19 protein-coding genes and 2 pseudogenes are annotated in these 25,057 nt (G+C 72.1%); 12 read left to right on the forward strand and 9 right to left on the reverse strand.

Annotated elements, in window-relative coordinates:
* Window positions 1–207: 207 nt before the first annotated feature.
* On the forward strand, window positions 208–1,302 hold the full coding sequence (locus tag FRANEAN1_RS04110) for a DUF3616 domain-containing protein (protein ID WP_157472324.1): 1,095 nt from the start codon (window positions 208–210) through the stop codon (window positions 1,300–1,302).
* Window positions 1,303–1,309: 7 nt separating this feature from the next.
* On the opposite strand, the gene sthA is transcribed toward FRANEAN1_RS04110, so the two are convergent.
* The 3 genes from sthA to FRANEAN1_RS04125 form a co-directional block, all read right to left on the reverse strand.
* Window positions 1,310–2,728, reverse strand: coding sequence for a Si-specific NAD(P)(+) transhydrogenase (gene sthA, locus FRANEAN1_RS04115; protein ID WP_020458492.1), 1,419 nt, complete (start codon window positions 2,726–2,728; stop codon window positions 1,310–1,312).
* Window positions 2,729–3,366: 638 nt separating this feature from the next.
* Window positions 3,367–4,758 (reverse strand): class II fumarate hydratase, encoded by a 1,392-nt coding sequence (locus tag FRANEAN1_RS04120; RefSeq protein ID WP_020458493.1) that lies wholly within the window; start codon window positions 4,756–4,758, stop codon window positions 3,367–3,369.
* Between the two features lie 633 nt (window positions 4,759–5,391).
* Complete coding sequence (locus tag FRANEAN1_RS04125; RefSeq protein ID WP_041255447.1) at window positions 5,392–6,354, reverse strand: 4-hydroxy-3-methylbut-2-enyl diphosphate reductase; 963 nt, start codon at window positions 6,352–6,354, stop codon at window positions 5,392–5,394.
* A 124-nt stretch (window positions 6,355–6,478) separates the two neighbouring features.
* Here FRANEAN1_RS04125 and xseA point away from each other — a divergent pair, with 124 nt between their 5' ends.
* The 5 genes from xseA to FRANEAN1_RS04150 all read left to right on the forward strand — a co-directional run bounded on the left by xseA (window position 6,479) and on the right by FRANEAN1_RS04150 (window position 11,261).
* Window positions 6,479–7,684, forward strand: a complete 1,206-nt coding sequence (gene xseA / locus FRANEAN1_RS04130; RefSeq protein ID WP_020458495.1) for an exodeoxyribonuclease VII large subunit — start codon at window positions 6,479–6,481, stop codon at window positions 7,682–7,684.
* Window positions 7,685–7,795: 111 nt separating this feature from the next.
* Window positions 7,796–8,128 (forward strand): exodeoxyribonuclease VII small subunit, encoded by a 333-nt coding sequence (locus FRANEAN1_RS36800; RefSeq protein ID WP_020458496.1) that lies wholly within the window; start codon window positions 7,796–7,798, stop codon window positions 8,126–8,128.
* A gap of 238 nt (window positions 8,129–8,366) precedes the next feature.
* Complete coding sequence (locus FRANEAN1_RS04140) at window positions 8,367–8,966, forward strand: DUF4245 domain-containing protein (protein ID WP_020458497.1); 600 nt, start codon at window positions 8,367–8,369, stop codon at window positions 8,964–8,966.
* 492 nt (window positions 8,967–9,458) lie between these two features.
* Complete coding sequence (gene glpX / locus FRANEAN1_RS04145) at window positions 9,459–10,499, forward strand: class II fructose-bisphosphatase (RefSeq protein WP_085950107.1); 1,041 nt, start codon at window positions 9,459–9,461, stop codon at window positions 10,497–10,499.
* A gap of 9 nt (window positions 10,500–10,508) precedes the next feature.
* Window positions 10,509–11,261 carry a sterol desaturase family protein gene (locus FRANEAN1_RS04150; protein ID WP_020458499.1) on the forward strand — a complete coding sequence of 251 codons (753 nt, stop codon included), beginning with the start codon at window positions 10,509–10,511 and terminating at the stop codon, window positions 11,259–11,261.
* Between the two features lie 104 nt (window positions 11,262–11,365).
* Here the strand turns inward: FRANEAN1_RS04150 and FRANEAN1_RS04155 are convergent, their stop codons facing one another.
* The 4 genes from FRANEAN1_RS04155 to FRANEAN1_RS04170 form a co-directional block, all read right to left on the reverse strand.
* Complete coding sequence (locus FRANEAN1_RS04155) at window positions 11,366–12,616, reverse strand: glycosyltransferase family 4 protein (RefSeq protein ID WP_020458500.1); 1,251 nt, start codon at window positions 12,614–12,616, stop codon at window positions 11,366–11,368.
* A 36-nt stretch (window positions 12,617–12,652) separates the two neighbouring features.
* A complete protein-coding gene (locus FRANEAN1_RS04160) occupies window positions 12,653–14,479 on the reverse strand; it encodes a hypothetical protein (RefSeq protein WP_020458501.1) in 1,827 nt (608 codons plus the stop codon).
* A complete protein-coding gene (locus FRANEAN1_RS04165) occupies window positions 14,476–15,180 on the reverse strand; it encodes a polysaccharide deacetylase family protein (protein WP_347176980.1) in 705 nt (234 codons plus the stop codon). Before FRANEAN1_RS04165 ends, FRANEAN1_RS04160 begins: the two co-directional genes overlap by 4 nt.
* A 1,313-nt stretch (window positions 15,181–16,493) precedes the next feature.
* Window positions 16,494–17,012 (reverse strand): DUF6542 domain-containing protein, encoded by a 519-nt coding sequence (locus FRANEAN1_RS04170; protein ID WP_020458505.1) that lies wholly within the window; start codon window positions 17,010–17,012, stop codon window positions 16,494–16,496.
* 559 nt (window positions 17,013–17,571) lie between these two features.
* Here FRANEAN1_RS04170 and ychF point away from each other — a divergent pair.
* Window positions 17,572–18,648, forward strand: a complete 1,077-nt coding sequence (ychF, locus tag FRANEAN1_RS04175; protein ID WP_020458506.1) for a redox-regulated ATPase YchF — start codon at window positions 17,572–17,574, stop codon at window positions 18,646–18,648.
* Here the strand turns inward: ychF and FRANEAN1_RS04180 are convergent.
* Window positions 18,645–19,829, reverse strand: a complete 1,185-nt coding sequence (locus tag FRANEAN1_RS04180) for a heparan-alpha-glucosaminide N-acetyltransferase domain-containing protein (protein ID WP_020458507.1) — start codon at window positions 19,827–19,829, stop codon at window positions 18,645–18,647. The two genes, ychF and FRANEAN1_RS04180, sit on opposite strands and share 4 nt — an antisense overlap.
* Window positions 19,830–19,894: 65 nt before the next feature.
* On the opposite strand from FRANEAN1_RS04180, the pseudogene tnpA reads away from it, so the two are divergent.
* The 3 genes and pseudogenes from tnpA to FRANEAN1_RS04195 all read left to right on the forward strand — a co-directional run.
* A pseudogene (tnpA, locus tag FRANEAN1_RS04185) lies at window positions 19,895–20,302 on the forward strand (IS200/IS605 family transposase); the annotation flags it as partial.
* 77 nt (window positions 20,303–20,379) lie between these two features.
* A pseudogene (locus tag FRANEAN1_RS04190) lies at window positions 20,380–21,141 on the forward strand (transposase); the annotation flags it as partial.
* 290 nt (window positions 21,142–21,431) lie between these two features.
* Window positions 21,432–21,776 carry a DUF952 domain-containing protein gene (locus FRANEAN1_RS04195; protein ID WP_020458508.1) on the forward strand — a complete coding sequence of 115 codons (345 nt, stop codon included), beginning with the start codon at window positions 21,432–21,434 and terminating at the stop codon, window positions 21,774–21,776.
* A gap of 72 nt (window positions 21,777–21,848) precedes the next feature.
* Here FRANEAN1_RS04195 and FRANEAN1_RS04200 read toward each other — a convergent pair whose 3' ends face one another.
* Window positions 21,849–22,148 (reverse strand): 4a-hydroxytetrahydrobiopterin dehydratase, encoded by a 300-nt coding sequence (locus tag FRANEAN1_RS04200; RefSeq protein WP_020458509.1) that lies wholly within the window; start codon window positions 22,146–22,148, stop codon window positions 21,849–21,851.
* 383 nt (window positions 22,149–22,531) lie between these two features.
* Between FRANEAN1_RS04200 and FRANEAN1_RS04205 the strand changes: the two genes are divergently transcribed.
* Window positions 22,532–22,960, forward strand: a complete 429-nt coding sequence (locus tag FRANEAN1_RS04205; protein WP_041255458.1) for a (deoxy)nucleoside triphosphate pyrophosphohydrolase — start codon at window positions 22,532–22,534, stop codon at window positions 22,958–22,960.
* A 192-nt stretch (window positions 22,961–23,152) separates the two neighbouring features.
* Window positions 23,153–24,994, forward strand: a complete 1,842-nt coding sequence (gene typA / locus FRANEAN1_RS04210; RefSeq protein WP_020458511.1) for a translational GTPase TypA — start codon at window positions 23,153–23,155, stop codon at window positions 24,992–24,994.
* Window positions 24,995–25,057 lie beyond the last annotated feature (63 nt).

Genomic DNA, 25,057 nt, shown 5'->3' on the forward strand with positions numbered 1-25,057 from the left:
CCACCGGCCGGCCCGCCCGCGAGTCGGTGCCCCCCCGCCCTCCAAGCCCACCCCGGGATGACGCCGGGTCCGGCACGACGTCCGGCCTGGGACGACATCCGGCCTGGGACAACGCCCGGCCTGGGACAACGCCCGGCTGACGGTGGGGCGCGGTCGTAGGCTCCTGGAACGGGTGCCGGCGGCCGGGTGCCGGTGAAGGAGAGCGGCGTGGACACGATTCCGATCCGGTTCGTCGACGATCACATGGTGCTCGACATCGCCGAGTCACTGTCCACGGTGCGCTGCGACGGCAGCCACCTGTGGCTGGGCGGCGACGAGACCGTGACGATCGAGCGGGTGACCCGCTCGGCGGACGGCGACTGCTACGGCGGGCACGTGAGCTTCCAGGTGGGCGACTTCCTGGCGCTGCCCGAGCCGGCCGACGCCGACGGGATCGTGCCGGAGATCGACATCGAGGGCCTGGACCTCGCCGGCGGCTACCTCTGGTTCACCGGGTCGCACGCCAGGACGCGCAAGCGGGTGCGGCCCGACCACGCCACCGAGGCGGCGCTCACCCGGCTCGCCAAGGTGAGCAACAACGCCAACCGGCACATCATCGGCCGGATACCGGTCGTGGAGACGCCCGACGGGCCCGTGCTGGCCGCATCGGCGCCGGACCCGGCGAACCCGGGCCGGAAGTTGTCGGCGGCGGCCCTGGGCCTACGCAAGAGCACCCGGCTCACCCGCGCGCTGCGCGACGACCCGCACCTGGGGCCCTTCCTCGCGATCCCCAGCAAGGACAACGGCCTGGACATCGAGGGACTGGCCGTCGTGGGGGAGCGGATCTACCTGGGACTGAGGGGCCCCGTGCTGCGCGGCTGGGCCGTCGTCATCGAGCTGCGGCTGGCCGGCAGCGACGGCCCCGACCTGCTGCTCGCCCCGCTCGACGACGGCCCCTACCGCAAGCACTTCCTCGACCTGGGCGGCCTCGGGGTGCGCGACATGATCCCCTACGGGGACGACCTGCTCGTCCTCGCCGGGCCGACGATGGATCTCGACGGCCCGGTCCGCATCCACGCCTGGCGGGGCGCGGTGCGGGCGGAGACGTCCGTCGTGGTGCGTGGCACCGCCATCGAGAAGATCATGGACGTCCCCTACGGCGACGGAGTGGACCACGCCGAGGGCATCACCCTGATCCCCGACCCGGGTGGTTCCGGCGGGCAGGCGCTGCTGGTCGTCTACGACAGCCCCGCTCCGCACCGCCGCCGGCACCGCCACGAGATCATCGCGGACGTCCTGCCCCTGCCGCCCGCCGCCGGCTAGCCCGCCGTCACAGGTGACGGCCCGAGATACGGGCCACCGCCCGCATCTTGTTCATCGCGTCGAGCGCGGCGACCTTGTAGGACTCCGCCAGGGTCGGGTAGTTGAAGACGGTGTCGACCAGGTAGTTGACCGTTCCGCCGCAGCCCATCACGGCCTGCCCGATGTGGACCAGCTCGGTGGCCCCGGTGCCGAAGACGTGGATGCCGAGCAGCCGGCCGTCCTCCGGGCTCACCAGGAGCTTGAGCATGCCGTAGGAGTCGCCCAGGATCGCGCCGCGGGCCAGCTCGCGGTAGCGGGCGATGCCCACCTCGAAGGGCACCGCGCGCTCGGTGAGCTCGTCCTCGGTGCTGCCGACGTAGGAGATCTCCGGGATCGTGTAGATGCCGATCGGCATCAGCTCGGCCCGCATCCCCGTGGCCGGCTCGCCGCACGCCGCGTAGGCGGCCAGCCGCCCCTGCTCCATGGACGTCGCCGCCAGGGCCGGGAAACCGATCACGTCACCGACGGCGTAGATGTGGTCCACCTCGGTGCGGAAGTCCGGGCCGACCAGGATCCGGCCGCGGTTGTCCGCGGAGAGCCCGGCGTTCTGCAACTGGAGGACCTCGGTGAGCCCCTGCCGCCCGGCGGAGTACATGACGGTGTCGGCGGGGATCTTCTTGCCGCTCTCCAGCGTCGTGAGGGTGCCGCCGTTGTGGCGCTCGACGGAGACCACGGACTCGCGGAACCGGAAGGTCACCGCGAGGTCGCGCAGCTGGTACTTGAGCGCCTCGATGATCTCCAGGTCGCAGAAGTCCAGCATCCGGTCGCGCCGTTCGACGACGGTGACCTTTGTGCCCAGTGCCGCGAACATCGAGGCGTACTCGATGCCGATCACTCCGGCGCCGACCACGACCATCGAGCCGGGGATCCGGTCGATGTCGAGGATCTGGTCGCTGTCGACGACCGTGCGGCCGTCGAAGTCCACCGAGTCGGGCCGGGCCGGCCGGGTGCCGGTGGCAATGATGATCTTGTTGGCGCGGACCTGTCGCTCCTCGACCCCGCCAGGCCCGCGGACGCTCACGGTGTTCGGGTCGAGGAAGGTCGCGAGCCCGGAGAGGACCTGGACCCGGTTGCGGGTGAGCTGGCTGCGGATCACGTCGATCTCGCGGCCGATCACGTGCTGCGTCCGTGCGGAGAGGTCCGCGACCGTGATCTCGTCCTTGAGTCGGTAGCTCTGGCCGTAGACCTCTCGCTGGGCCAGGCCCGTCAGGTACATGACGGCCTCGCGCAGCGTCTTGGACGGGATGGTCCCCGTGTTGATGCAGACCCCGCCGATCATGTCCCGCTTGTCGACGACCGCGACGCTGCGCCCGAGCTTGGCCGCGGCGATGGCAGCCTTCTGCCCGCCGGGCCCGGAACCGATGACAAGGACATCGACCTCGTGCACGTCGTTTCCCCCTGTCATTTATCGTGTCGCGCCGAGGCTATCCGCCCAGGAGGCCCGGAACCTCCGGCGGTCGGTGTTGTTACGCCGTTTTCTCGCCCAGGTCCCCAGAACGTCACACCAGTCGCGCCATGTCATGGCTTGCGTTCCCATCGTCACACGCCGACGTGGGGGGACGGCGTGGTCCACCCGTGCTCACCCGGCCCGTGCCGGCCGGTGGTCGCCCACCGGCCGGAGGAAACCCAGAAATCCGTGGTGCGGCCCGTAACGAAAGCCGAGCCGCCTCGTTGGACAGGGCATCGGGGGTCGCGGGGGTCGTGGAGGCTGGCTGGGGGGTCTTCCACGGCTCTCGCGACGGGGTATGCCGACCTGCCGTGGGGATGGCGTGCTCCCGGCCAGTGGCCGGGGGAACAGGCGTCGGCATCGGGACCCGGCTCCCGCACGTTCGTGGAGCCGGGTCCGCTCCCTGTCCCACCGCTACGGGCCCACCCGGGCCCGTCCCCTCGTTCCGCCTGATCGAGCGCACCGACGGGCCGAGTCACGCCCGAGGGTGCCGGCGGCGAAAGCCGCGCACCCGTGGGAGGCGCACCCGCGGGCGACCGCCCACGGGTGCGGCTACCGGTCCGTCCTACCGGTCCGTCCTACGGGTGCGTCATCGACAGGACGTCGAGCGCGCTGTCCAGCTCGGCCTCGGTGAGCTTGCCGGCCTGGACGTACCCGCGCTCGATCACGACCTCGCGGATCGTCTTCTCCTCGGCCAGCGACTGCTTGGCGACCTTGGCCGCCTCCTCGTAGCCGATGTACTTGTTGAGCGGCGTCACGACCGACGGCGAGGACTCCGCGTAGCGGCGGCAGCGCTCGACGTCCGCGACGATGCCGTCGATGCAGCGGTCGGCGAACAGACGGCTGATCGTCGACAGGATGTGGATCGACTCGAGCAGGTTGCGGGCGATGACCGGCAGCATCACGTTGAGCTCGAAGTTGCCGGCCGAGCCACCGAACGCCACCGCCGCGTCGTTGCCGACCACCTGGGCCACCACCTGGCAGACCGCCTCGGGGATGACCGGGTTCACCTTGCCGGGCATGATCGACGACCCGGGCTGCAGGTCCGGCAGCCTGATCTCGCCCAGCCCGGCCCGCGGGCCCGAGGACGCCCACCGCAGGTCGTTCGAGATCTTGTAGAGCGACACCGCGATCACCCGCAGCACGCCGGACGCCTCGACGAGGCCGTCCCGCGAGGCCTGGGCCTCGAAGTGGTTGCGGGCTTCGGTGAGCGGGAGCCCGGTGCTCGCCGCCAGCTCCTCGATGACCGCCGCCGAGAACCCCGGCGGCGTGTTGATGCCGGTGCCGACCGCGGTGCCGCCCAGCGGCAGCTCGCCGATCCGGGGCAGCGCGTCGTTGAGCCGCTCGACACCCAGCCGGACGGCCGCCGCGTACCCGCCGAACTCCTGGCCGAGGGTCACCGGCGTGGCGTCCATGAGGTGGGTGCGCCCCGACTTGACCACCTCGGCGAACTCGGTCGCCTTCCGCTCCAGTGAGACGGCGAGGTGATCGAGTGCGGGGATCAGCTCGTGCACGATCCCCTGGGTCGCCGCCACGTGGATCGAGGACGGGAACACGTCGTTCGACGACTGCGAGGCGTTCACGTGGTCGTTCGGGTGAACGGCCCGGCCGAGCCGCTCCGAGGCGAGCGACGCCAGCACCTCGTTGGTGTTCATGTTGGACGACGTGCCGCTGCCGGTCTGGAAGACGTCGAGCGGGAACTGGGTGTCCCAGTCGCCCCGGGCCACCTCGCCGGCGGCCTCGGCGATCGCCGCGGCGATGTCACCGTCGAGAACGCCGAGCTTGGCGTTCACGGTCGCGGCCGCGGCCTTGATCCGCGCGAGCGCCGCGATGTGGGCGCGCGAGATGCGCTGGCCGGAGACGGGGAAGTTCTCGACCGCCCGCTGCGTCTGCGCTCGCCACTTCGCCGCGGCCGGCACCCGCACGTCACCCATGCTGTCGTGCTCGATGCGGTATTCCTGCTCGCTCATGACTCGTGCTCGCTCATGCGCCGATCTCCCGAGATGTCCGTCGACCTTGATCTGGCTTGCCGCCGATCCGGCTTGCCGCGGAACCGCCCGCGGCGCTGGCGATGACAGGCCACTGCCGACCCTAGGACATCAGGTGCATCCGTCGCCCCGGCCGGCATCCCCGGCGGGCGCTCGTCACATCGCCCGCGACGGGCCGGCGCGGGCGGCATGCCGGGCGGCCGGCACCCATCACCGGGCCACCACAGACGGACGTCCGGTGCCGCACCAGGCTGGCGCGGCACCGGACGGAGAGAAACACGATGGGTGGACCGGGCTACGAGCGAAGCCGGTGACCAGCACGGGCGTCGACGATCATCCGACCGGGTGGCGCAGCCGCCCGATGGGACGCGGTCCTCACACCACGTGCGGTGACCCAGGCGTGAGGGGGCCGCCGGCAGCACGACCGACCGGAATTTCCGGCGCTGGCTGGACGGCCCGTTGGTGCCGGCGCCGACGACGCCTCCGGCCGCGGCCGCCCGAATGCGGCGATGCGGCTTGGACGGCGGCGCCGACGCCGGATGAATGTCGGCGGAGTGGATATCGCTGGAGTGCTGTGCCGCCCGGTGCCGTCGGCGCGCTCAGGATGAGCGAGCGTCAGGCGCCCGCGGCCCGCTCCCGGGCACGCATGTCGCGACGCAGTTCCGGCGGGAGCGCGAACAGCAGGTGCTCGTCCGCCGAGGTGACTTCCTCGACGTCGTTGAACCCGCGGTCCGCCAGCCACGCCATGACCCCGGTGACGAGTTCCTCGGGGACGGACGCCCCGCTCGTCACACCAACCGTCTCGACACCGTCGAGCCAGCCCTCATCCACCTCGGAGCAGTCGTCCACGAGGAACGACTTGGGTGCACCGGCGTCGAGGGCGACCTCGACGAGCCGGACCGAGTTGGAGGAGTTCGGCGAGCCGACCACGATGAGCAGGTCGACCTTCTCGGCGATCTCCTTGACGGCCACCTGGCGGTTCTGGGTGGCGTAGCAGATGTCGTCGCTCGGCGGCCCCTGTAGATGCGGGAACCGCTCGCGAAGCGCCTTGACCGTTGTCTGCGTCTCGTCGACCGAGAGCGTCGTCTGCGAGAGGAACGCGACCCGCTTCGGGTCCCGGACCTTCACAGCGGCGGCGTCCTCAGGACCGTCGACCAGATGGATACGGTCCGGCGCCTGGCCGGTGGTGCCTACTACCTCCTCGTGGCCCTCATGACCGATGAGGAGGATGTCCAGATCCTCCTTGGCGAACCGGCGAGCCTCGGAGTGGACCTTGGTAACGAGGGGGCACGTCGCGTCAATGGTGCGAAGCTGACGCGAGGAAGCCTCCTCGTGGACCGTCGGTGCCACGCCGTGCGCCGAGAACACCACCGTGGCGCCGTGAGGCACCTCGTCGGTCTCTTCGACAAAGATCGCGCCCTTCGCTTCCAGCGTCTTGACGACGTGAGCGTTGTGCACGATCTGCTTGCGTACATACACCGGCGACCCGTACAGATCGAGTGCCTTCTCGACGGTTTGGACCGCGCGATCGACACCCGCGCAGTAGCCGCGCGGCTTGGCCAACAAGACCCGCCCCATGTCGCAGCAGTCTACGCGGGAGCGGCGAGGCTGGAAGAGCGGCGAGCGGAGCATCACCGGATGGGCACCATCGTCCGGCCCGCCGGTGACCTTCCCCCGTGGGGGGAGGTCGTACGGTTCGGAGGTGCCCCTGACCTCGACCCCGGACGAGCCGCTCCCAGTGCGGACGATCTCCCGGGCGTTGGGTGACTGGATCTCCCGGCTCGGTCGCGTATGGGTGGAAGGTCAGGTCACCGAGATCTCCCGCCGGCCGGGCATGAACACGGTCTTCCTCACCCTGCGCGACCCCGTCGCGGACGTCTCCCTACGGGTCACCTGCCCCCGGGCGGTGTGCGACGCGGTCGGTCCCGGGCTCGTCGACGGGGCCCGGGTGGTGGTCTGGGGCAAGCCCAGCTTCCACCCCGGCCGGGGCACGTTGGCCCTTGCTGTAGTGGAGATTCGCCCTCTAGGGGCCGGTGCGCTGCTGGCCCGGCTGGAGCGGCTGAAGGCCACGCTCGCCGCCGAGGGACTCTTCGCGGCGAGCCGCAAACGGCGGCTCCCGTTCCTCCCGACGGCGGTCGGCCTCATCACCGGGCGTGCATCCGCCGCCGAGCGCGACGTGATCGAGAACGCCCGCCGCCGGTGGCCCGCGGTACGCATCGAACTACGGGAGGTGGCGGTCCAGGGTCCCCTCGCGGTGAGCCAGATCCTCGACGCGCTGTCCGATCTGGACGCCGACCGCGCCGTCGAGGTGATCGTCATCGCCCGCGGCGGGGGCTCCCTGGAAGATCTCCTACCGTTCTCGGACGAGGCCCTGCTGCGCGCCGTTGTCGCCGCCCGGACACCTGTCGTGTCGGCAATCGGACACGAGCAGGACACCCCCCTGCTCGACTTTGTGGCCGACGTCCGAGCCTCCACGCCGACCGACGCCGCCAAACGTGTGGTCCCCGACGTCTCCGAGCAGTCAGCGCTGGTGGAGGCCCTGCGCAGCCGGGCCCGCAGGGTCCTCGCACACCGCCTCGACCTCGAACGACGCCGGCTGGCGGACCTGCGGGCCCGTCCCGTCCTGGCAGCCCCGCTGCGCGAGATCGACCGGCGCGAGCAGACCGTCGGGGCGCTGCGCTCGCGCTCGCTGCGCTGCCTCACCCACGCGGTGGACGTCGCCGAGCGCGACCTCGTCCACGCGGCGGCGCGCATGCGGGCGCTGTCCCCGGCGGCCACGCTGGAACGCGGCTACGCCCTGATCCAGAACGCGGACGGCGCGGTGATCCGCTCACCAGCCGAGATCGAGGCCGGCGACCCGCTAACCGTCCGGGTCGCGGGCGGTACCTTCGCCGCCAGAGCGGAGTGACCACCACGCGGCTCTCGAACGGTTCTCCCGGCGTTCCTGGCGCTCCCGGGCCCGGGAGCGTGCTCACGGCCGTCGAACGGGACAGCCGTCGAACGGGACAGGAGAACTCACATGACCGATCTTGACCGTCAGCGGAGCCCCACCACTGGACCCGGTTCGGGCGGTGTTCCGGAGACCACGCCAGGGACTACCGCGGGTACTGCGCCGGGACCGACCTCCGGGGCCGCCGCGGGTGTCACCCCGGGGACCGCTTCCGGTCTCACCTTCGAGGCGGCTCGCGCGGAGCTGGAGGATGTCGTCCGCAGGCTGGAGGCCGGGGGATGCGCTCTCGAGGAGTCCCTCGCGCTCTGGGAACGCGGCGAGGAACTTGCCGCCCTCTGCCAGCGCTTCCTCGACGGCGCCCGGGCCCGCCTCACCCCCGCCACGACCTCCGAACCTTCCTGAATCCCACCAGCCCTGGTGCGCACACATTCGGTGGGGTCGGTCGGGACGCCCGGGCTCCGGGGGGCCGTAGGGTCGGGTTCCGAGGTTCGGCGGGTGATGGTCGTCGGATCCGAATGCCGTCGGGCACATGCCGTCGGGCACGGACGTCCAGTGCGGACATTGAGTCACGGACGTCCCATACGGACGTCGAGTACGGACGTCGTCGGATCAGGGCGGCGTCGGATCGGAAGATGAGGGCGTGGCGCGTCAACGCGGTCAGGAAACAGTCCGGGACATGGTGCTCTCCCTCGCCGTGGTGCTGGCGGGAGTGGCGGTGTTCTACGTCTTCGTGATGCCGCACGGGGGCGAGGATCCCGAGGTGAAGGTCGTGGACACGGAGTCCACGCTGGTGCCGTACGCGCGCCAGGCGCCCTACCCGGCCTCGGCGCCCCAGGACCTGCCCGACTTCTTCAAGCCGACGTCGATCCGGATGAAGCTGCCCTCCGGTGGGACCAGTGACGGAGACACCACTCAGATCACGATCGGGTACGTCATCGACCGGCCGGGCGACCGGACCTACACCCGGTTCATCCAGAGCAACGCCCCGGACGCGGTCCAGGCGATTCTCGGTGACCGACCCACCACCGGGGCCGTGAGCGTCGCCGGTGAGGAGTGGGACGAGCGACGTGACAGCGACGGGCATCTGGCGATCACGCGCGTGGCCGACGGTGTGACGACGATTGTCGACGACGGTGGCGGCCCCGGGGCAGCCGACCGGGCCGACCTCGAGACGCTCGCCGCCGCCGTCCGGCCGCTCGACACCGGAGCGTCAGCCGCGGTCGCCAGCCCCGCCGCCTGATCAGCAGTAGGACCAGGACGGCACGAGCAGGACGGCGCCAGCAGGACCAGGACGGGGATTGGCGGCGTTTGCGACGCCAGACGAGCCGCTGCGGGCCCCGCCGATGTCGCGATCGCGAGCCGGCTCGGGGCGGGCTCCCTGCGTGGCCGTCCCGTGGGCGGGATGCACTGGCCTGGAACGGCTCCGGGCGCTGGAACGGCTCGGGTACAGAAACGACTTCGGGTGGCCGTCACGCCCCCTCCGCGTGACGGCCACCCGTATCGACCTGTATGACGCGGTTCCTCCGGGGAAGGTTGCGCGCCCGTCCAAAGAATTTTCTGGGCTTCCGCTCGGTCATCGGCGATGTGGCCTCCGCAGCCAGCCGCCGGCCTCATCACGGACCCGGAAACAGGCTGGTCGCAGGGCTGGTCGTGGCGGTAGCGGCCCGGTCGCGGGCTGGTACTTCGGTGGCTACCGGCGGCGCGTGACGCCGTGTCGAACTACGCTCCTCCCGTGGCTGCCGAGACCCCTCCCCTGCCCGAGTCGTCCGTGCCCGAGTCCCTCGCCGTCCAGGGCCAGGCGCCCGACAGGAACCTCGCTCTCGAGCTGGTCCGGGTGACCGAGGCCGCGGCGCTCGCCGCCGCCCGCTGGGTCGGGCGTGGTGACAAGAACGGTGCTGACCAGGCGGCCGTGGACGCGATGCGCCGGCTCGTCGGGACGGTGTCGATGCGAGGCGTCGTCGTGATCGGTGAGGGGGAGAAGGACGAGGCCCCCATGCTGTTCAACGGCGAGGAGGTCGGCTCCGGCGAGGGCCCCGAGTGCGACGTCGCGGTCGACCCGGTGGACGGGACGACGCTGACGTCCAAGGGGATGAACAACGCGGTGTCGGTGATGGCGGTCAGCGAGCGTGGCTCGATGTACGACGCGAGCGCCTGTTTCTACATGGAGAAGCTGGTCACCGGGCCGGAAGCGGCGAGCGTCGTCGACATCGACGCCTCGGTGGAGGACAACGTCCGCGCGGTGGCGAAGGCCAAGGGCATTCTGCCGCGGGATGTCACGGTCGTGGTGCTGGACCGTCCGCGGCACGCCGAGCTGGTGGAGAACATCCGCACGGCCGGGGCGCGTGTCAAGCTGATCTCCGATGGTGACGTCGCCGGCGCGGTCATGGCGGCCTCGGCGGACACCGGGGTGGACATGCTGCTCGGCATCGGCGGAACACCCGAGGGGATCATCGCCGCGTGCGCGGTGACCTGCATCGGCGGCGTCATCCAGGGCCGGCTCTGGCCGCGGGATGACGCCGAACGGGCGAGGGTCCTGGACGCCGGGCACGACCCGGGCCGGGTCCTGCACACCCGGGACCTGGTGAACAGCGAGGACATCTTCTTCGTCGCCACCGGCATCACGGACGGCGAACTGCTCGCCGGGGTGCGGTACCGGCCGGGCGGTGCCAACACGTCGTCGCTGGTCATGCGCTCGCGTTCGGGCACGATCCGGCGGGTCGACAGCCAGCACCAGCTGACCAAGCTCCAGGCCTACTCGACCGTCCCGTTCTGAGCCCGGCCGATGCCCACTCTCGTCCGAGGAGCCAGGACCCGGCGGCGGCTGACGGCTCCGATCGGACGGGCGGTGGCGCGGCTGGACCGGCCCGGCCCGCATGGCAGCGCGGCCGAGATCCGGACGCTTCCGCAGGCGCTGCGGCGGTTTGTCGCCCACCCGCGCCCGCCGGTGCTCCTCGGGTGTGTGGGCGCGGTCGGCGCGGTGCGGGCCGTGCGTGGTCCGCTGCGGCGCCGGGACGTCGTCACGGCCGCGGCCTGCCTCGCCGCCCAGCCGTTCGTCGAGTGGGCGGTGCACCGCGGCCTGCTGCACGCCCGGCCGGGTGGCCGGCTCGGGTCGGTCGGCTACCAGCTCGCCGGCTACGGGCACGAGCAGCATCACCGTGATCCGACGAACCTGGACACGATGTTCCTGCGGCCCCGGGAGGTGACGGCAGGCGGGGCGCTCGCCGTCGGCCTCGCGGCGCTGGGCCCGCCGGCTGTCGGCACCGCGGCGGTGTGCGCCGGGCTGGGCGCACTGGCCTACGACTGGACGCATTTTCTCGTGCACACGGCCGTCCGCCCGTCGAACCGGTTCTACCGGCGGGTCTGGCGCGGGCACCGGCTGCACCACTATCGCAACGAGCGGTACTGGCTGGGTGTGACGAGCCCGGTCGCGGACATGGTGCTGGGCACCTCGCCCGCCCGTGACGACGTGCCCGTCTCGCCGACGGCCCGCGGTGCCGCCCGGCGCGCCGCCCCCGGCCTGCCCACCGGCGCCTGACAGGCTCCTCGTCAGCCGGCGCCGAGACCGGGCCGGCATCATCCCTCTCGGCCGTGCCGGGCCGCTCCGCGCCAGCCCGGCGGCGGCTTTGCGGAACCGCCCGGCTACGACCTGCGTCCAGCGGTGGTGTGATGCACCTCATGGTGTGCGGTGTCGTGGCCGGCTGACCGGTGCCTCCGCGCGCGGGCCTGCCCGGCGAGGCTGATCAGCAGGCCGCCCAGCGCGTCCGCCTGCGCGTCCAGTGTGTGGTGGGCGACGACGCTCGCCCGCGCGCGGGCGCCGAGCAGAGCGGCCAGCGTCTGGTCGTCGAGCACCCGGGCGAGCTTCGCGCTGAGGTCGGCCACGTCGTCCTGGCGGGCGATCAGGCCGGTCGCTCCGTCGGTCACGATCTCCGGGATGCCCGCGGTCGGGAACGCCACCACCGGCCGCCCGCACGCCTGCGCCTCCAGCACGTTCAGCGGCAGCCCCTCCAGGCTCGACGCGAGGACCAGGACATCGGTGGCGCGCAACAGGTCGCCGATGTCCGAGCGCGGCCCCAGGAACAGCACCCGGTCACCGAGCAGTTCGGCGCCGAGCCGGCGCAGCGACTCCCCGGACGCCGGGTCGAGGCTGGGCGCGCCCGCGACCGCCAGCCGCGTGGACTTCAGGTGGTCCGGCAGCGCGGCCACCGCACGGATCACCTTGTCGACGCCTTTGCGGGGGTCCAGGCGGGACATCGCGAGGACCAGCGGCGCCGCCGGGTCCGTCGACAGGCTGGCCCGCACGGCCGGGTCCGCCGGGCCGGGGCGCAGCGCGTCGGTGTCGACCCCGTTGCGGATCACCACCGCGCGTCGGGCGGCCCACCCCGGCAGCGACGCCGCGACCGCGCCGCTCACCGCCACGGACCGCGCGGCCCCCCGGACGGCCAGCCCGCGCAGCCGGCCGACCAGGTCCGGCTCGTTCTCCTCGTGCAGCAGCAGCAACGCGGGCCGCCGGCACAGCGCCGAGGCCCCGACGGCCTCCAGATGCGACCAGCGGCTGTTCGCCTGCAGGACGTCGACGCCGAACCGCCGGGCGAGCCGGGCCGTCCGGGCCGCCATGACCGCCGTCCGGCCGGATTCGCGCAGTACCAGCGCGGGGCTCGGGCGGCCGTCCGGGCGGCGCAACCTCCGGTCCGCCGGCACTGGCAGGACGGCGTGGTGCCGCCCGGACGCCCGCCAGGCCGCGCCCGTCGCGCTGTCCTCCGGGGCGGCGAGAATCTGCTCGATCCCGCGTCGCTCCAGCAGCGGGGCGAGCCTCAGCAGGAAGCGCTGGGCGCCCCACAGCCCCTCACCCTGCTCGACGATGAGGACCCGTGCGGCCGGCTGTTCCTCCACGCCACGGCAGGTTACGGAAAGTCGGCCATCGTGTCGCTACAGTGACCGAGATGGGTGACTGACTCCCGGCGCGAACCTGGCCATCCGGGCGCGTCTCCCGCCGCGGCCGGCCGCCTCTGGGCGGCGGTCGACGGCGGCCGGCGCGGCTCCGGCGGGCCGGGATTGCCCGGGGGCCTCGGCGGCCGGCTCGGCGGCGCGCTCGCGGCGCGCCGGCAGGCGGACCACAGGCGCCACGGCGACCACCCGGCCGAGCAGCAGCGCGAGCGCGGCCCCCTCGGCACCCCAGGCCGCCAGCATGATCGGGAGTATGGCCACCAGAACGGTCAGCCCAGCCACCGTGGCCCCGCGCCGGATCACCGGCCGCGCGGCCGCCCGCACCCCGCTGGACGGCTGGGCGCCGGTTGGCAGGGCGTCGATCGCGAGGGCGGCCAGGAGCAGGCGGAGCCCGGCTGTTCCCTGATCGGCGTACTCGTCGCCGAGCACGGCCAGCGGCAGCGGCGCGGCGACCAGCGCGACGGCCACGCACGGCAGCGTCGCGGCCCCACGGCCGCCGACGAACCCGCCGACGGCCAGGATGGCGAGCACGGCCAGGGCGAAGGCGGCGCTCGCCGGGCCGACCTGGTGATCGAGGACGACCAGGGCCAGTCCGGCCGCCGCCGCCGACCAGAGCACCCGCGTCGCAGGCTCCGGCGCGGCCGGCTCGGCCGCGAGTGACGTGAGCGATCGCCGCGCCGCCTCATCCACCTGCGTCCTGCCGAACGGCGTCCTGCTGGGCGGAGCTGTGGGCAGTGCCGAGAACGGTGACCGCGGGGTCGGCGCCTGCGGCGACCTCGTCGGTGGTAGCGAGGGGCGCCGTGACCTGGGCGGTCGCTGGGGGCCCTGCGCCCACCGCTGCGCGCTGGGCCGGACCACTGATCCTCGCTCCGACGGTGACCCGGCAGCGGGGAGCGAGCCGGGAGCTGGTGGCGAGCCGCGGGTCGGGAGCGATCCCGGAGCGGGTTGCGATCCGCGGGCTGGGAGCGATCCGGGGCCCGGGCGTGACCCGGGAGCCGGCGGCTCCCACTCCGGCGCGGGGACGGCTCGCGCCGTCGTCGTCGTCCGCCGGGGGGCGCCGAGCCGCCGGACGGGGCGCTGCCGCCCCGCCGGGGTGGCCACACGGGATGAGGCGAGGCCGGGGTCCGCGTTCGTCCGCCAGAGCAGCCATCCGCAGCGTGGACCGGCCGCCAGGGCGACCGGCGCCAGCCATGCGAGCAGGGCGACGTGCGCATGCCCCGCCCCGCCCCGCGCCGCGACGTCCGCGGCGAACACCAGCGCGCCCACCCGAACGGCGCCCAGCGCCACCCACGCCCCCGCGGCGACCAACATCCCGGCCGCCGATGTGCGGCGGTTCGGTGAGTCCTGGGACGCGTCGAACCGCCACACGTCGGGGCGCGCCGGCCAGAGGGCGACGCTGGCGGCCGCCAGCGGCAGGAGGATGAGGAAACCGGGGGTGGCGGCGAGGAAGGACAGGCTTGGGATCAGCGATCCACCGGCCCAGGCCAGGGTGACCGCTCCGAGCGCGGCCAGGGCTCCGGCGCGCAGCCGGTGCCGCGCGCCGGGTCCGGGCGCGGCGGCGCGCGCGAGCGAGACGATGACCCGCAGACCCAGCACGACGGTGGCGTCCGCGGCGACGTCTACCGCCGGGACCCGGTGTGCCGCCCAGGCCCAGAAGGCGGCCGCGAGCAGCGCGGCCGTCACCGTGGTGACGGCCGCGGCTGCGGCGGTGGTCGTGCCGGTGGTGGCCGCGCCGGCGCTCGCGGGCCGGTCGCGCCCGCTCCGCCGTCCCGCGCCGCCGCGCGCACCCGCCGACGAGGCCGTGGTCACAGCGGTGGGAGGGTGGGTTGGCCGGGCGCGGGGAGACGGGTCCCCTCGGCGATGTGCGGCGCGAACCGGGGGCGGTACGCGCCGGCCAGCCGTGCCGGCGCCCGTGCCCCCAGCACCGACGGGACGACCCTGATCCGCGGCCTGGCCGGGACCGTGCGCGGCAGCGTCCGGCCGATCCCGTCCAGCCAGGCGCGCACGCGGTGGTCGGCGAGACCGCCGTCCACGGTCAGCCTGGTAATGGCGAACGGGTCGTCACCCTGGTGGGACAGCGCCTGCCCGACGGCGCACGCGCCGCCGCATCCGGCCGCGATCACCAGCTGGCGCGCGGTCGGGTCCCAGCCTCCGCGGGGGTAGGCGAACGAGCGTGGCTCGTCGCCGGTGATCGCGGCCAGCCGCCGCCGGCTCAGCGTGATCTCCGCGGTGACGTCGGAGCGCTGCAGACCGTCGAGCCGGCGCCCGCTGTGCCCGGCCGCGCCGATCTCGACGCCCATCTCGTGCAGGCGGCGCACGTCCCCCTCGCTGAGCATGCCGGGTGTCCCGAGCCGGGAGGTGGTGACGAAGACGGTGGCGGCGAGGCCTCGTTCGGCCAGCTCACGGGCCGCGACGAAGGTCTCCGCGTGATCGCCGTCGAAGGTGATGACGATCGCGTCGGGCGCCACGTCGGCCGAGCGCAGCGCCGCGCAGTAGTCCACGACGGTCATGAAGTGGCGACGGGATCTCTGGATCATGCGACGGTGGCGCGCGAAGACGGCGGGCGTCACCGTCGATCTCCGTGGCGCGTGGCCCGTGGGATCGGCGGCAACGTCGTAGCGCAGGATCGGGACCGGCCGCGGCCGGTTGGCCGCGCCGTTGCGACCGCGTGCCCGGCCGGCCGCCGCCGAACGAGCCGTGGCTCCGGCTCCTTCGTTGTTTTCCTTGCACGTCGCGGTGGTGGCGGATTTCGGGGAAGACACTTTTCGCCCCTCCAGCGGTCCCCGGGCCGCCCGCTTTGCTCGGGTCGGCTCATATCGCGGAATGTAACCGGTTGGCGTCCAGCGGAATCTAGCATGAGTGATTGCTGCCTGTAGTAGCGCCATTACGGCCAGGCGATGTGTATCAAGAGGTGAGCTGAAATCGAACGGTTAACGGCGCGTCATCGGTGAGTGGCCGCGCTTCCGTTCGGCACCTGCGGGCGACGGTGTTCCTGCGTCCTGCTGAAGAAATTTAGATCATCTGTATTCGAGAATTCCGAATACTGCATTACATGCGGGTGCCCGGACGGCGACCTCGATGTCGCTGTCCCGCGTCGCGCCGGGTGCCGCCGTCCAGCGGTGCCGCCGGCATGGCGGGCGGTGGTCACGGCAACCGCTGACCGGGCGGCGACCGCCAGGGCGATCACTGCCGGAACAGCTGATGTCAGGACCCCGCCGTGAGGGCGGTCGTCACCACACCCGACACATGACGGCCGCCATGGCCGTCACGGCCGTCAAGCGCCGGGATCGACCGTGCCCCGGTCGACGTCCTCCGGATGGACGTCGCTACGGCGGTGGCGCACCCGAACGACCGGTGCGGCGACGCACCCGGGTGAACCGTGGGCAGTCGCATTCGCCGCAGTCGCTGTCTGGTCGGTAATGTCGGTGCGAATCCTGCGTGTGGCCGCACCGGCACGCCCGCCACCAGGGGCGACGAGTGCGCCCCTGGTAATCCGGCGTGTTGGGCACGTCGTGACAGTACTGCACGGATCCGCCAGTCCGGATGTTGCGATGGTGACGTTCGGGTGCCCATCGGTGGGGGATCACCGCGCTGACCTCAGCAAAGCCCAGGCGTGCTAACCCGTGAACAATGCGGGTGAACGACGTGAATGGCGCCTTGGTGTGTCGGCCGGGCTCGGCTGACCCCCGTGAAGCGGTGATCGGTGTGATCCGCACGGTGGCGGGCGGGCACCCTGGGTGCGGCACATTGCGGTGGCGGGCGGCTGCCCTGGACGCCGGCACCACGCGGTCGCATCGTTCGCCGCGCGCTGCTGGGGCGGGCTCTACTGGGGCCGGCGCCTGCGGGCCGCGGCCGACTGGGCGAGCGAGCGCTGGCGCTCGCGCCGCGCGACCTGCGCCCGGCGCCCGCGCACGGCCGCGATCAGCGTCACGAGGACGACCGCCGTGAGCAGCACGGGAGCGTGCAGGATCATCTCGGAGCCGATGTCGATCGCCCGGTTGCGCAGCCCGGTGCTTCCGTCGCCGGCCGCGGGGTTCAGGAAGCCGACCACTACCGTGATCACGGCATACGCCAGCGGCGGCATGATCACGACACCGATCAGGTCGTCAACATGGACCCGCACCGCGGCCAGCACGCAGGCGGCCACAAACAGGACACCGAAGACGTAACTGAGATTGTCGAAGAGGAGCAAGTCGACCGCGGCGCCGATTCCGCCGACCACCACGGCCACCAGTCCCGCGCCGAGCGCGGTCAGGCCCCGGCGCGTCCCCGTGACGACGGTGGGGGGCGGCGGTGATCCGGACCGCGTGCGCGGGCCGGGCGGGTACGAATCATCCGGCACTCGGGTACGCCCGGACCTTCCCGGCGGTCCGGCGGGCTGCCGGTGAGGCGGCGTACTCACCCAGGCAACGTACCGTCCCAACTTTGCGGCTGCGTCAGGGCGATAGGTCAGAGAAGTGAGCGCGTCTTGGTAGCTGCACTTTCGGCATTCCGTTATGCACGATGAGCTACCGATCGGTATGACCCGCCGCCATCGGACGGATCGGGCGGGACCGGCCGTCCGGCCGTCCGCGGCCGTCGGCCCGACGGCCCGGCGACCCGGAAGTCCAGCGGAGAGCGGGGATCGTGCCTCGTCCCGGCCGATCCCAGGCCGTTGCGACGGCCGCCGCGCGCCGCCCGTCCCGGCCGGGCGGCGCGCGGCGGCGAATACTCTGCCCACGAATGATCCGATGGTGGCGCCGCGGCCATGCGGGCGGCGCGGTGGCGCCGCGACCGTGCCGCGACCGTGCCGCGGCCGGGTCGCGGTGGCGTCGCTGTGGTGTCGCGGGAGCGTGCGGTGGCATTGCGACCGGGACCTCCGCGATCGGGGCCGGGCGCGATCACCCGTAGACTGCTCGGTCATGGGTCTGTCGATAGGCATCGTCGGGCTGCCCAACGTCGGCAAGTCCACGCTTTTCAATGCCCTGACCCGTAACGAGGTCCTGGCGGCGAACTATCCGTTCGCGACGATCGAGCCCAACGTGGGCGTGGTCGGCGTGCCGGATCCGCGGCTCGCGAAGCTCGGCGAGGTGTTCTCCAGCGCGCGGGTCGTCCCTGCGACGGTGAGCTTCGTCGACATCGCCGGGCTGGTCAGAGGCGCGTCGGAGGGTCAGGGCCTGGGCAACCGCTTCCTCGCGAACATCCGCGAGTCGGATGCGATCTGCCAGGTCGTGCGGGTCTTCTCGGATCCTGACGTGGTCCACGTCGAGGGAACCGTCGACCCGTCCGCGGACATCGAGACCATCAACACCGAGCTGGTGCTGGCCGATCTTCAGACCATCGGCGCCCGCCTGCCCAAGCTGGAGAAGGAAGCCCGCCTCGACCGGTCGAAGCAGTCCCTGCTCGCCGCGATGAAGGCGGCGCACGAGGTGCTCGACGCCGGCCGGCCGCTGTCCAGCGAGCCGTCGATCGACCGCGCGGAGCTGCGTGAGTTGTTCCTGCTCACCGCCAAGCCGTTCCTCTACGTCTTCAACGTCGACGAGGACGTCCTGGCCGACCCCGGTAGACACAAGGAGCTCGCCGACCTCGTGGCCCCCGCCGATGCGGTGATCCTGTGCGCGAAGGTCGAGGCCGAGCTGATCGAGCTTCCCGAGGCCGACGCGGCCGAGCTGCTGGCCTCCCTCGGCCAGGAGGAGAGCGGGCTGGTGCAGCTCGCCCGGATCGGCTTCCACACCCTGGGCCTGCAGACGTACCTGACCGCGGGCCCCAAGGAGTCCCGGGCCTGGACCATCCCGGCCGGAGCCACCGCTCCCGAGGCGGCCGGAGTCATCCACAGCGACTTCCAGCGCGGCTTCATCAAGGCCGAGATCGTCTCCTACGACGACCTGATGGCCGCCGGCTCCATGGCCGCGGCGCGCGCCGCCGGCCGGGTCCGCATGGAGGGCAAGGACTACGTCATGGCGGATGGCGACATCGTCGACTTCCGCTTCAACGTCTAGCCAGTTCCTCGCTCGAGCCCGACCGCGGGTCGCCGCGGGGCCTGGACGAGCCGGGCCGCCCGGGGGAGCACCGAGACGGCGGCCTCGGCCGGGCCGCGCCGGCCGGTCATGTGCCAGAGCGTCGCGGCCGCGAGCGCGACGACCACCTGGAGCACATACGACCTGGTCGGATCGGTGGGCAGCACGCCGGTGGCCATCACCACCACGTGCAGCGAGTAGAAGGTGAGCGTCATCGCGCCGACGGCCGCGAGTGGCCGGACCAGCGGTACCCGCGCCACCAGCAGGGCAAGGCCGAGTAGCGCCAGTGCCGTCCCGGTGGTGTGCGCCAGGTCGAACGGAGTCGTCGAGTGCGGCGTGTCGACGGCCAGCCACCAGGCGCTGTCGGTGGGCGTCGCGCCGTACAGCCCGGAATCGATGAACCAGCCCTGCGGCAGTGAGCCCACACCGGGAACCTCGGCCGGGTTGGCGAGCTCGGCGCGCCCGCCGAGCGGCTCCAACAGCAGCCAGGACGCGGCCGCCGCCGCAAGGGCGAGCGCCAGGCCGCCGACGAGCAGCCGGGTCGCCACCCGGCGTGAGCGCAGGTCCGCGTGGGCGACGGCCATCCCGACGCAGATGTAGCCCAGCCAGGCGAACGCGGGGTAGACCCCGGTGATCGCCAGCTTCGCGAGGAGATGGCCCGGCTCGCCCAGCGCGGCGAACGTGGGCGACGACAGGTCCGACTCGGGCAGGTCACCGCGCACGAACTGGCTGACGACGGGCTCCGCGAAGATCGCCAGGACGGCGACCGTCATCAGTACCGGCACGGATGCCCGCAGCAGCGGCAGCGCCAGGACGAACAACAGCGCGTAGTAGACCAGGATCACGGCGATACCAGAGTCGGCATAGGCGAGGCCCAGGCCGAGTGCCCCGATGCCGAGCGCCCGCAGGAACACCGAGAGCCGGGCCTGGCCCGCGCTCTGCCGTCGGGTGGACAACACCAGAGCCACACCGGCGAGTACGGCGAACGCGGCAGCGGCCCGCCCCGCGGCCAGGATGAACGCGGGCGAGACCGCCGGGTCGTCCGACGCGGTGTCGGTGAACGGGGGATAGACGTGGGTCGCCACCATGCCGAGCAGCGCCACGCCGCGAGCGATGTCGACCCCGGTTATCCGTCCGGTTCCTGCAGGGTTCGCGCCGTCCATCAGCGATCCCTGAGGGGGCTGACGCCTTCAGGCGTCAGGGGTATCGGGTACGGGACGCGACCGTGATGGATGGGTCGCGCTTGCATGATCGTTTTGTGGGTCGGCGGGCGGCGGTGGGCGCGGGTGGCGTCTATGACCTGGGGTATCACGTCGTGTGGTGCCCGAAGTACCGGCGTCCTGTGCTGACCGGGCCTGTTCGTGACCGCTGTGACGCGCTGATTCGGGAGAAGTGCGCCGAACACGGCTGGACCGTTGCCGCGTTGGATGTCATGCCCGATCATGTGCGTCTGTTCGTCAAGGCTCACTCGAAGCACTCCTCGTCGTATGTCGCCAACCAGCTCAAGGGCTTCTCCTCGCATGTGCTGCGTGCGGAGTTCCCGCACGTGCGCTCCCGGCTTCCCACGCTGTGGTCACGGTCGTATGTCGTGGCCACCGTCGGTGCGGTGTCCGCGGACACGGTCCGCCGGTACATCGACACTCAGTACGAGCGGCCGTGGCGGCAAGGAGCACGCCCGGTGAGACGGACCTTCAGGTTTCAGCTCCTCCCGACCGTTGGGACTCCCAGCCTGGCCCCCCGGCCCAGACCCGGGTAAGGCTTCAGGGCGTCGGCCACGTCAAGGTCAACCAGCACCAGCCCGTGCGGGGCACCGTCAAGACCGTCGGTGTCAAGCGTGAGGGGTGCCGCTGGTATGTGGTCCTGTCCTGCGATGACGTGCCCGCGCAGCCGCTTGCGCCGACCGGGGTGGTGACCGGGGTGGACATGGGGGTGGCGTCGTTGGCCACCACGTCTGAGGGCCGCCATGTCGGTAACCCTCGCTACCTCGCGGCGGCCGGGCGGCTGGCCCGTGCGCAGCGGGAGCTGGCGAGGAGGAAACGCGGATCGGCCCGGGGACGCAGGGCCGTCGCGAAAGTCGCGGCGCTGCACGGGAAGGTGCGCCGCCAGCGCCTCGGCCTCGCCCACAGGACTGCCCTGGATCTGGTCCGCGACCACGAGCTGATCGTGGTGGAGGCGCTGAGGGGCGCGAACATGGCGAAAGCCGGGCTGAACAAGAGCATTCTCGATGCGGGATGGGGGGTGTTCCTCGCCGTACTGCGCGCCAAGGCTGAAAGCGCCGGACGGACAGTCGTCGAGGTACCGTCCGCCGACACGTCCCGCACCTGCGCGGTCTGCGGGCACTGCCACGCCGACAACCGCAGAACACAAGCCGCGTTCGGCTGCGGTGGGTGTGGGCACACCGCGCACGCCGACGTGAACGCCGCCGTCAACATCCTCAGGGTCGGGCTGGCCCTTCAAGCGGCACAGGCCGCCTGAGAAGCCGGCGGCGCCAGCCGTCGGAGTAGTCACAAGTCCAGGGTCGCAGCATTCGGCCCGCGTGCGAACGCGACGGGCGGTTAGGGTTCGGTCTGTCGGGTCCGCCGCGCCGGCCATGGGCCGGTTCGCCTGCCGGTGCCCGTGCCGGTTTGAGCGCTGCTTCCCCGTGCCGGAGCCGCCGGAGCCGGAGCCGCCTCACGCGGTGAGGCCCGGTGACGCCGCCGGAGTTCCGCGTTCCGCCGCCCGCCAGGGTGGGCGGCGACGCACCGACAGGACGGGAGACAACGGCGATGATCTGCCACCTGGTGAGCCAGGCCGACTGGACCGCCGGACCGGCCGGCTACCGGCCCCCGAGTCTCGAAACCGAGGGGTTCATCCACTTCTCCACGCCCGAACAGCTACTCGAGACGGCCAACCTCTACTACAGCGGCCGGACCGATCTCCTGTTGCTCGTCGTCGACCCCGGCCGGCTCACCGCGCCACTGCGCTGGGAGCCCGCGGCCGGCCCGGCGGACCGCGGCGGCGCGTTGTTCCCCCACCTGTACGGAACAATCGACCCGGCCGCGGTTGGCGCCGTCGTCCCGCTCCCACCAGCACCGGACGGATCCTTCACGGCGATGCCCACCCTTTGGTGATCGACCCGCTGGCGTGCCGGTCAGCCGCAGCCGGCCAGCCGGCCAGCAGACCAGCGTTTGCCGGGCGGTTACTCAGAAGGCGATGCCGGCGGACCGCAGGATGGCTGAGATCTTGCGCGCGAGCTCGATGTCCAGCTCGGTCACACCTCCGGCGGAGTGGGTCCAGACCGTGAAAGTCGTGGTGCCGGGACCCTGCTCCACGACCGGGTGATGGTCCATCGCGTCGGCTTCACGCATCACCTCGTCGACGACGGCCCTCGACTCGTCACCGTCGACGAGGATCTCGAGCCGGATCCGGTCGGCGTCGCCGGCCCACCCGGGAAGTGCCTCCAACGCGGTGGATACGGCACTGTTGTCCAGCCGTGTCGGCATCCGCGACTCCTTCACATCCGTGATCGGTGATCGGTGGTCTGATCTGTGATCCAGGCCGGGCGCGGAACCCGCCCCTCCCCGACCCCCGGGCCGGATGCTGTCACCCAGAGCCGAGATCCGCCACCCTCCGCACACCATCCACTGCGCTGACCGTTCCTGTCGCGGGCGGGCCGGGGGCCGGGGCGGTCGGGCCCCGACCGCCGGCCAGGCCGGCCTCCCACTGATGTGTGGCGACTGAAGGCCACCATGGACTCGCTCAGTCGCCACGCTTCTGACGGCGGGGCCCGGGAGCGGCCGGCGGTAGATCGGCAGTGGCCAGGTGGCTGAGTGGCCAGGTGGCTGAGTGGCTGGTGGATGTGTGGCTGGTGGATGTGTGGACGGAGGTGGGGTCGGTGGAAGAGGGGCGGCTCGTGGTCGCTGTCGCGTTGATCGACGGTGATCGCAGGGTGCTCGCCGCGCGGCGGGTCTCGCCGCCGGCGCTCGCGGGCATGTGGGAGTTCCCGGGCGGCAAGGTCGAGCCTGGTGAGGACGAGCTCGCGGCGCTGCGCCGGGAGTGCCGCGAGGAACTGGATGTGGAGATCGAGGTCGGGCGCCTCTTCGGGGAGATCGCGCTGCCACGTCCGGGGTGGCGGATGCGGTTGTGGCTCGGGCGCGTCGCCGCGGGCGAGCCGTTTGCCGCCGAGCATGACGACCTGCGTTGGCTGGGTGTGGGCGAGCTTGACGACGTCCCGTGGCTCCCGGCGGACGCGCCGCTGGTCGATGCTCTCCGGGCGGAGCTTGCGGAGCCGGTGGAGGGTTCTGTGGGGTCGTGACGGTCCGCCGCGCGCGGCCCGCGGCTGTGAGTCCGTACCATGGGAGTTGGACCGCGGCGGGGTAGACGTCGTTTCCCGGGCGGGTACCGCCCTCCGGGGCGCTGCCGAAGATCGCGGTCCCTCATCCGACGAACCGTTTCGGGGTCCTAGGGTAGTGCCCTGAAGCCCCATGTTGCCCCGGAGCTCATCACCGTGCCCGTACGCGCCGATCTTCGTAATGTCGCGATCATTGCCCATGTCGACCACGGCAAAACGACTCTTGTTGACGCGATGCTCCGGCAGTCCGGCGCGTTCGGTGAGCGTGGTGAGGCCACCGACCGGGTGATGGACTCGATGGACCTCGAACGCGAGAAGGGGATCACCATTCTCGCGAAGAACACCGCCGTACGTTTCGGTGACGTCACCATTAACATCATCGATACTCCCGGCCACGCCGATTTCGGCGGCGAGGTGGAACGCGGTCTCGCGATGGTCGACGGCGTCCTGCTGCTGGTGGACGCCAGCGAGGGCCCGCTGCCGCAGACCCGGTTCGTGCTGCGCAAGGCGCTCGCTGCCCGGCTGCCCGTCGTGCTCGTCATCAACAAGGTCGACCGGTCCGACGCCCGCATCAGCGAGGTCGTCGACGAGGCCTACGAGCTCTTCCTCGACCTCGACGCGGACGAGGACCAGATCGACTTCCCGATCGTCTACTGCAACGCCAAGGCGGGCCGGGCGTCCACGACCCGCCCGGAGAACGGCACGAGCCCTGACTCGCCGGACCTCAAGCCGCTGTTCGACCTGCTGCTGGAGGCGATCCCGGCGCCGTCCCACACCGAGGGCGCGCCGCTGCAGGCGCTGGTGACGAACCTGGACGCCTCGCCCTACCTCGGCCGGCTCGCGCTGTGCCGGGTGCACAACGGGACGATCACCCGGGGGCAGACCGTCGTGCTGTGCCGGGTGGACGGCAGCCAGCAGCGGGTGAAGATCACCGAGATGCTGATGACCGAGGCCCTGGAGCGGGTTCCCGCTGAGCAGGCCGGCCCCGGCGACATCATCGCCGTCGCCGGTATCCCCGACATCATGATCGGCGAGACCCTGGCCGACGCCGAGGACCCGCACGCACTCCCGGTGATCACGGTGGACGAGCCGTCGATCAGCATGACGATCGGCGTGAACACCTCGCCGCTGGCCGGCAGGTCCGGCAAGAAGCTGACCGCGCGCCTGCTGAAGAACCGGCTGGACGTCGAGCTCGTCGGCAACGTCTCCATCCGGGTGCTGCCGACCGAGCGGCCGGACACCTGGGAGGTCCAGGGCCGTGGTGAGCTGGCGCTGGCCATCCTGGTCGAGCTGATGCGCCGCGAGGAGTTCGAGCTGACGGTCGGCAAGCCCCAGGTGGTGACCAGGGAGATCGACGGGAAGGTGCACGAGCCCGTCGAGCGGCTGACCATCGACGCCCCGGAGGAGTACCTCGGGGTGCTCACCCAGCTGCTGGCGCTGCGCAAGGGCCGCCTGGAGCAGATGGTGAACCACGGGACCGGCTGGATCCGGCTGGAGTACCTCGTCCCGGCCCGCGGGCTGATCGGGTTCCGGACGGAGTTCCTCACCGAGACCCGTGGCACCGGGCTGCTGCACCACGTCTTCGACCGCTACGAGCCCTGGTTCGGCGAGCTGCGCACCCGTGCGACCGGCTCGATGGTCGCGGACCGGTCGGGCGTCGCGACCGCCTACGCCCTGTTCAACCTGCAGGACCGCGGGACGATGTTCGTCGCGCCGACCACCGAGCTCTACGAGGGCATGATCGTCGGTGAGAACTCCCGGGCGGACGACATGGACGTCAACCCGACCAAGGAGAAGAAGCTCACCAACATGCGGTCCTCGACCGGCGACGAGCTGGTGCGGCTCACCCCGCACCGTCAGCTCTCGCTGGAGCAGGCGCTGGAGTTCTGCCGTGAGGACGAGTGCGTCGAGGTGACCCCGGCGACGGTGCGCCTGCGCAAGGTGGCGCTCGCCGCGTCGGAGCGGGAGAAGCTGCGCTCGCGTCGCCGCACCGGCTGACACCGACCCGCCCGGGAAGTCCGGGAAGCGGGCCTGCTCTCAGGGAGTCGGCCCGCTTTCCGC

This window comes from Parafrankia sp. EAN1pec (genome assembly GCF_000018005.1).
Lineage (GTDB): Bacteria > Actinomycetota > Actinomycetes > Frankiales > Frankiaceae > Parafrankia > Parafrankia soli.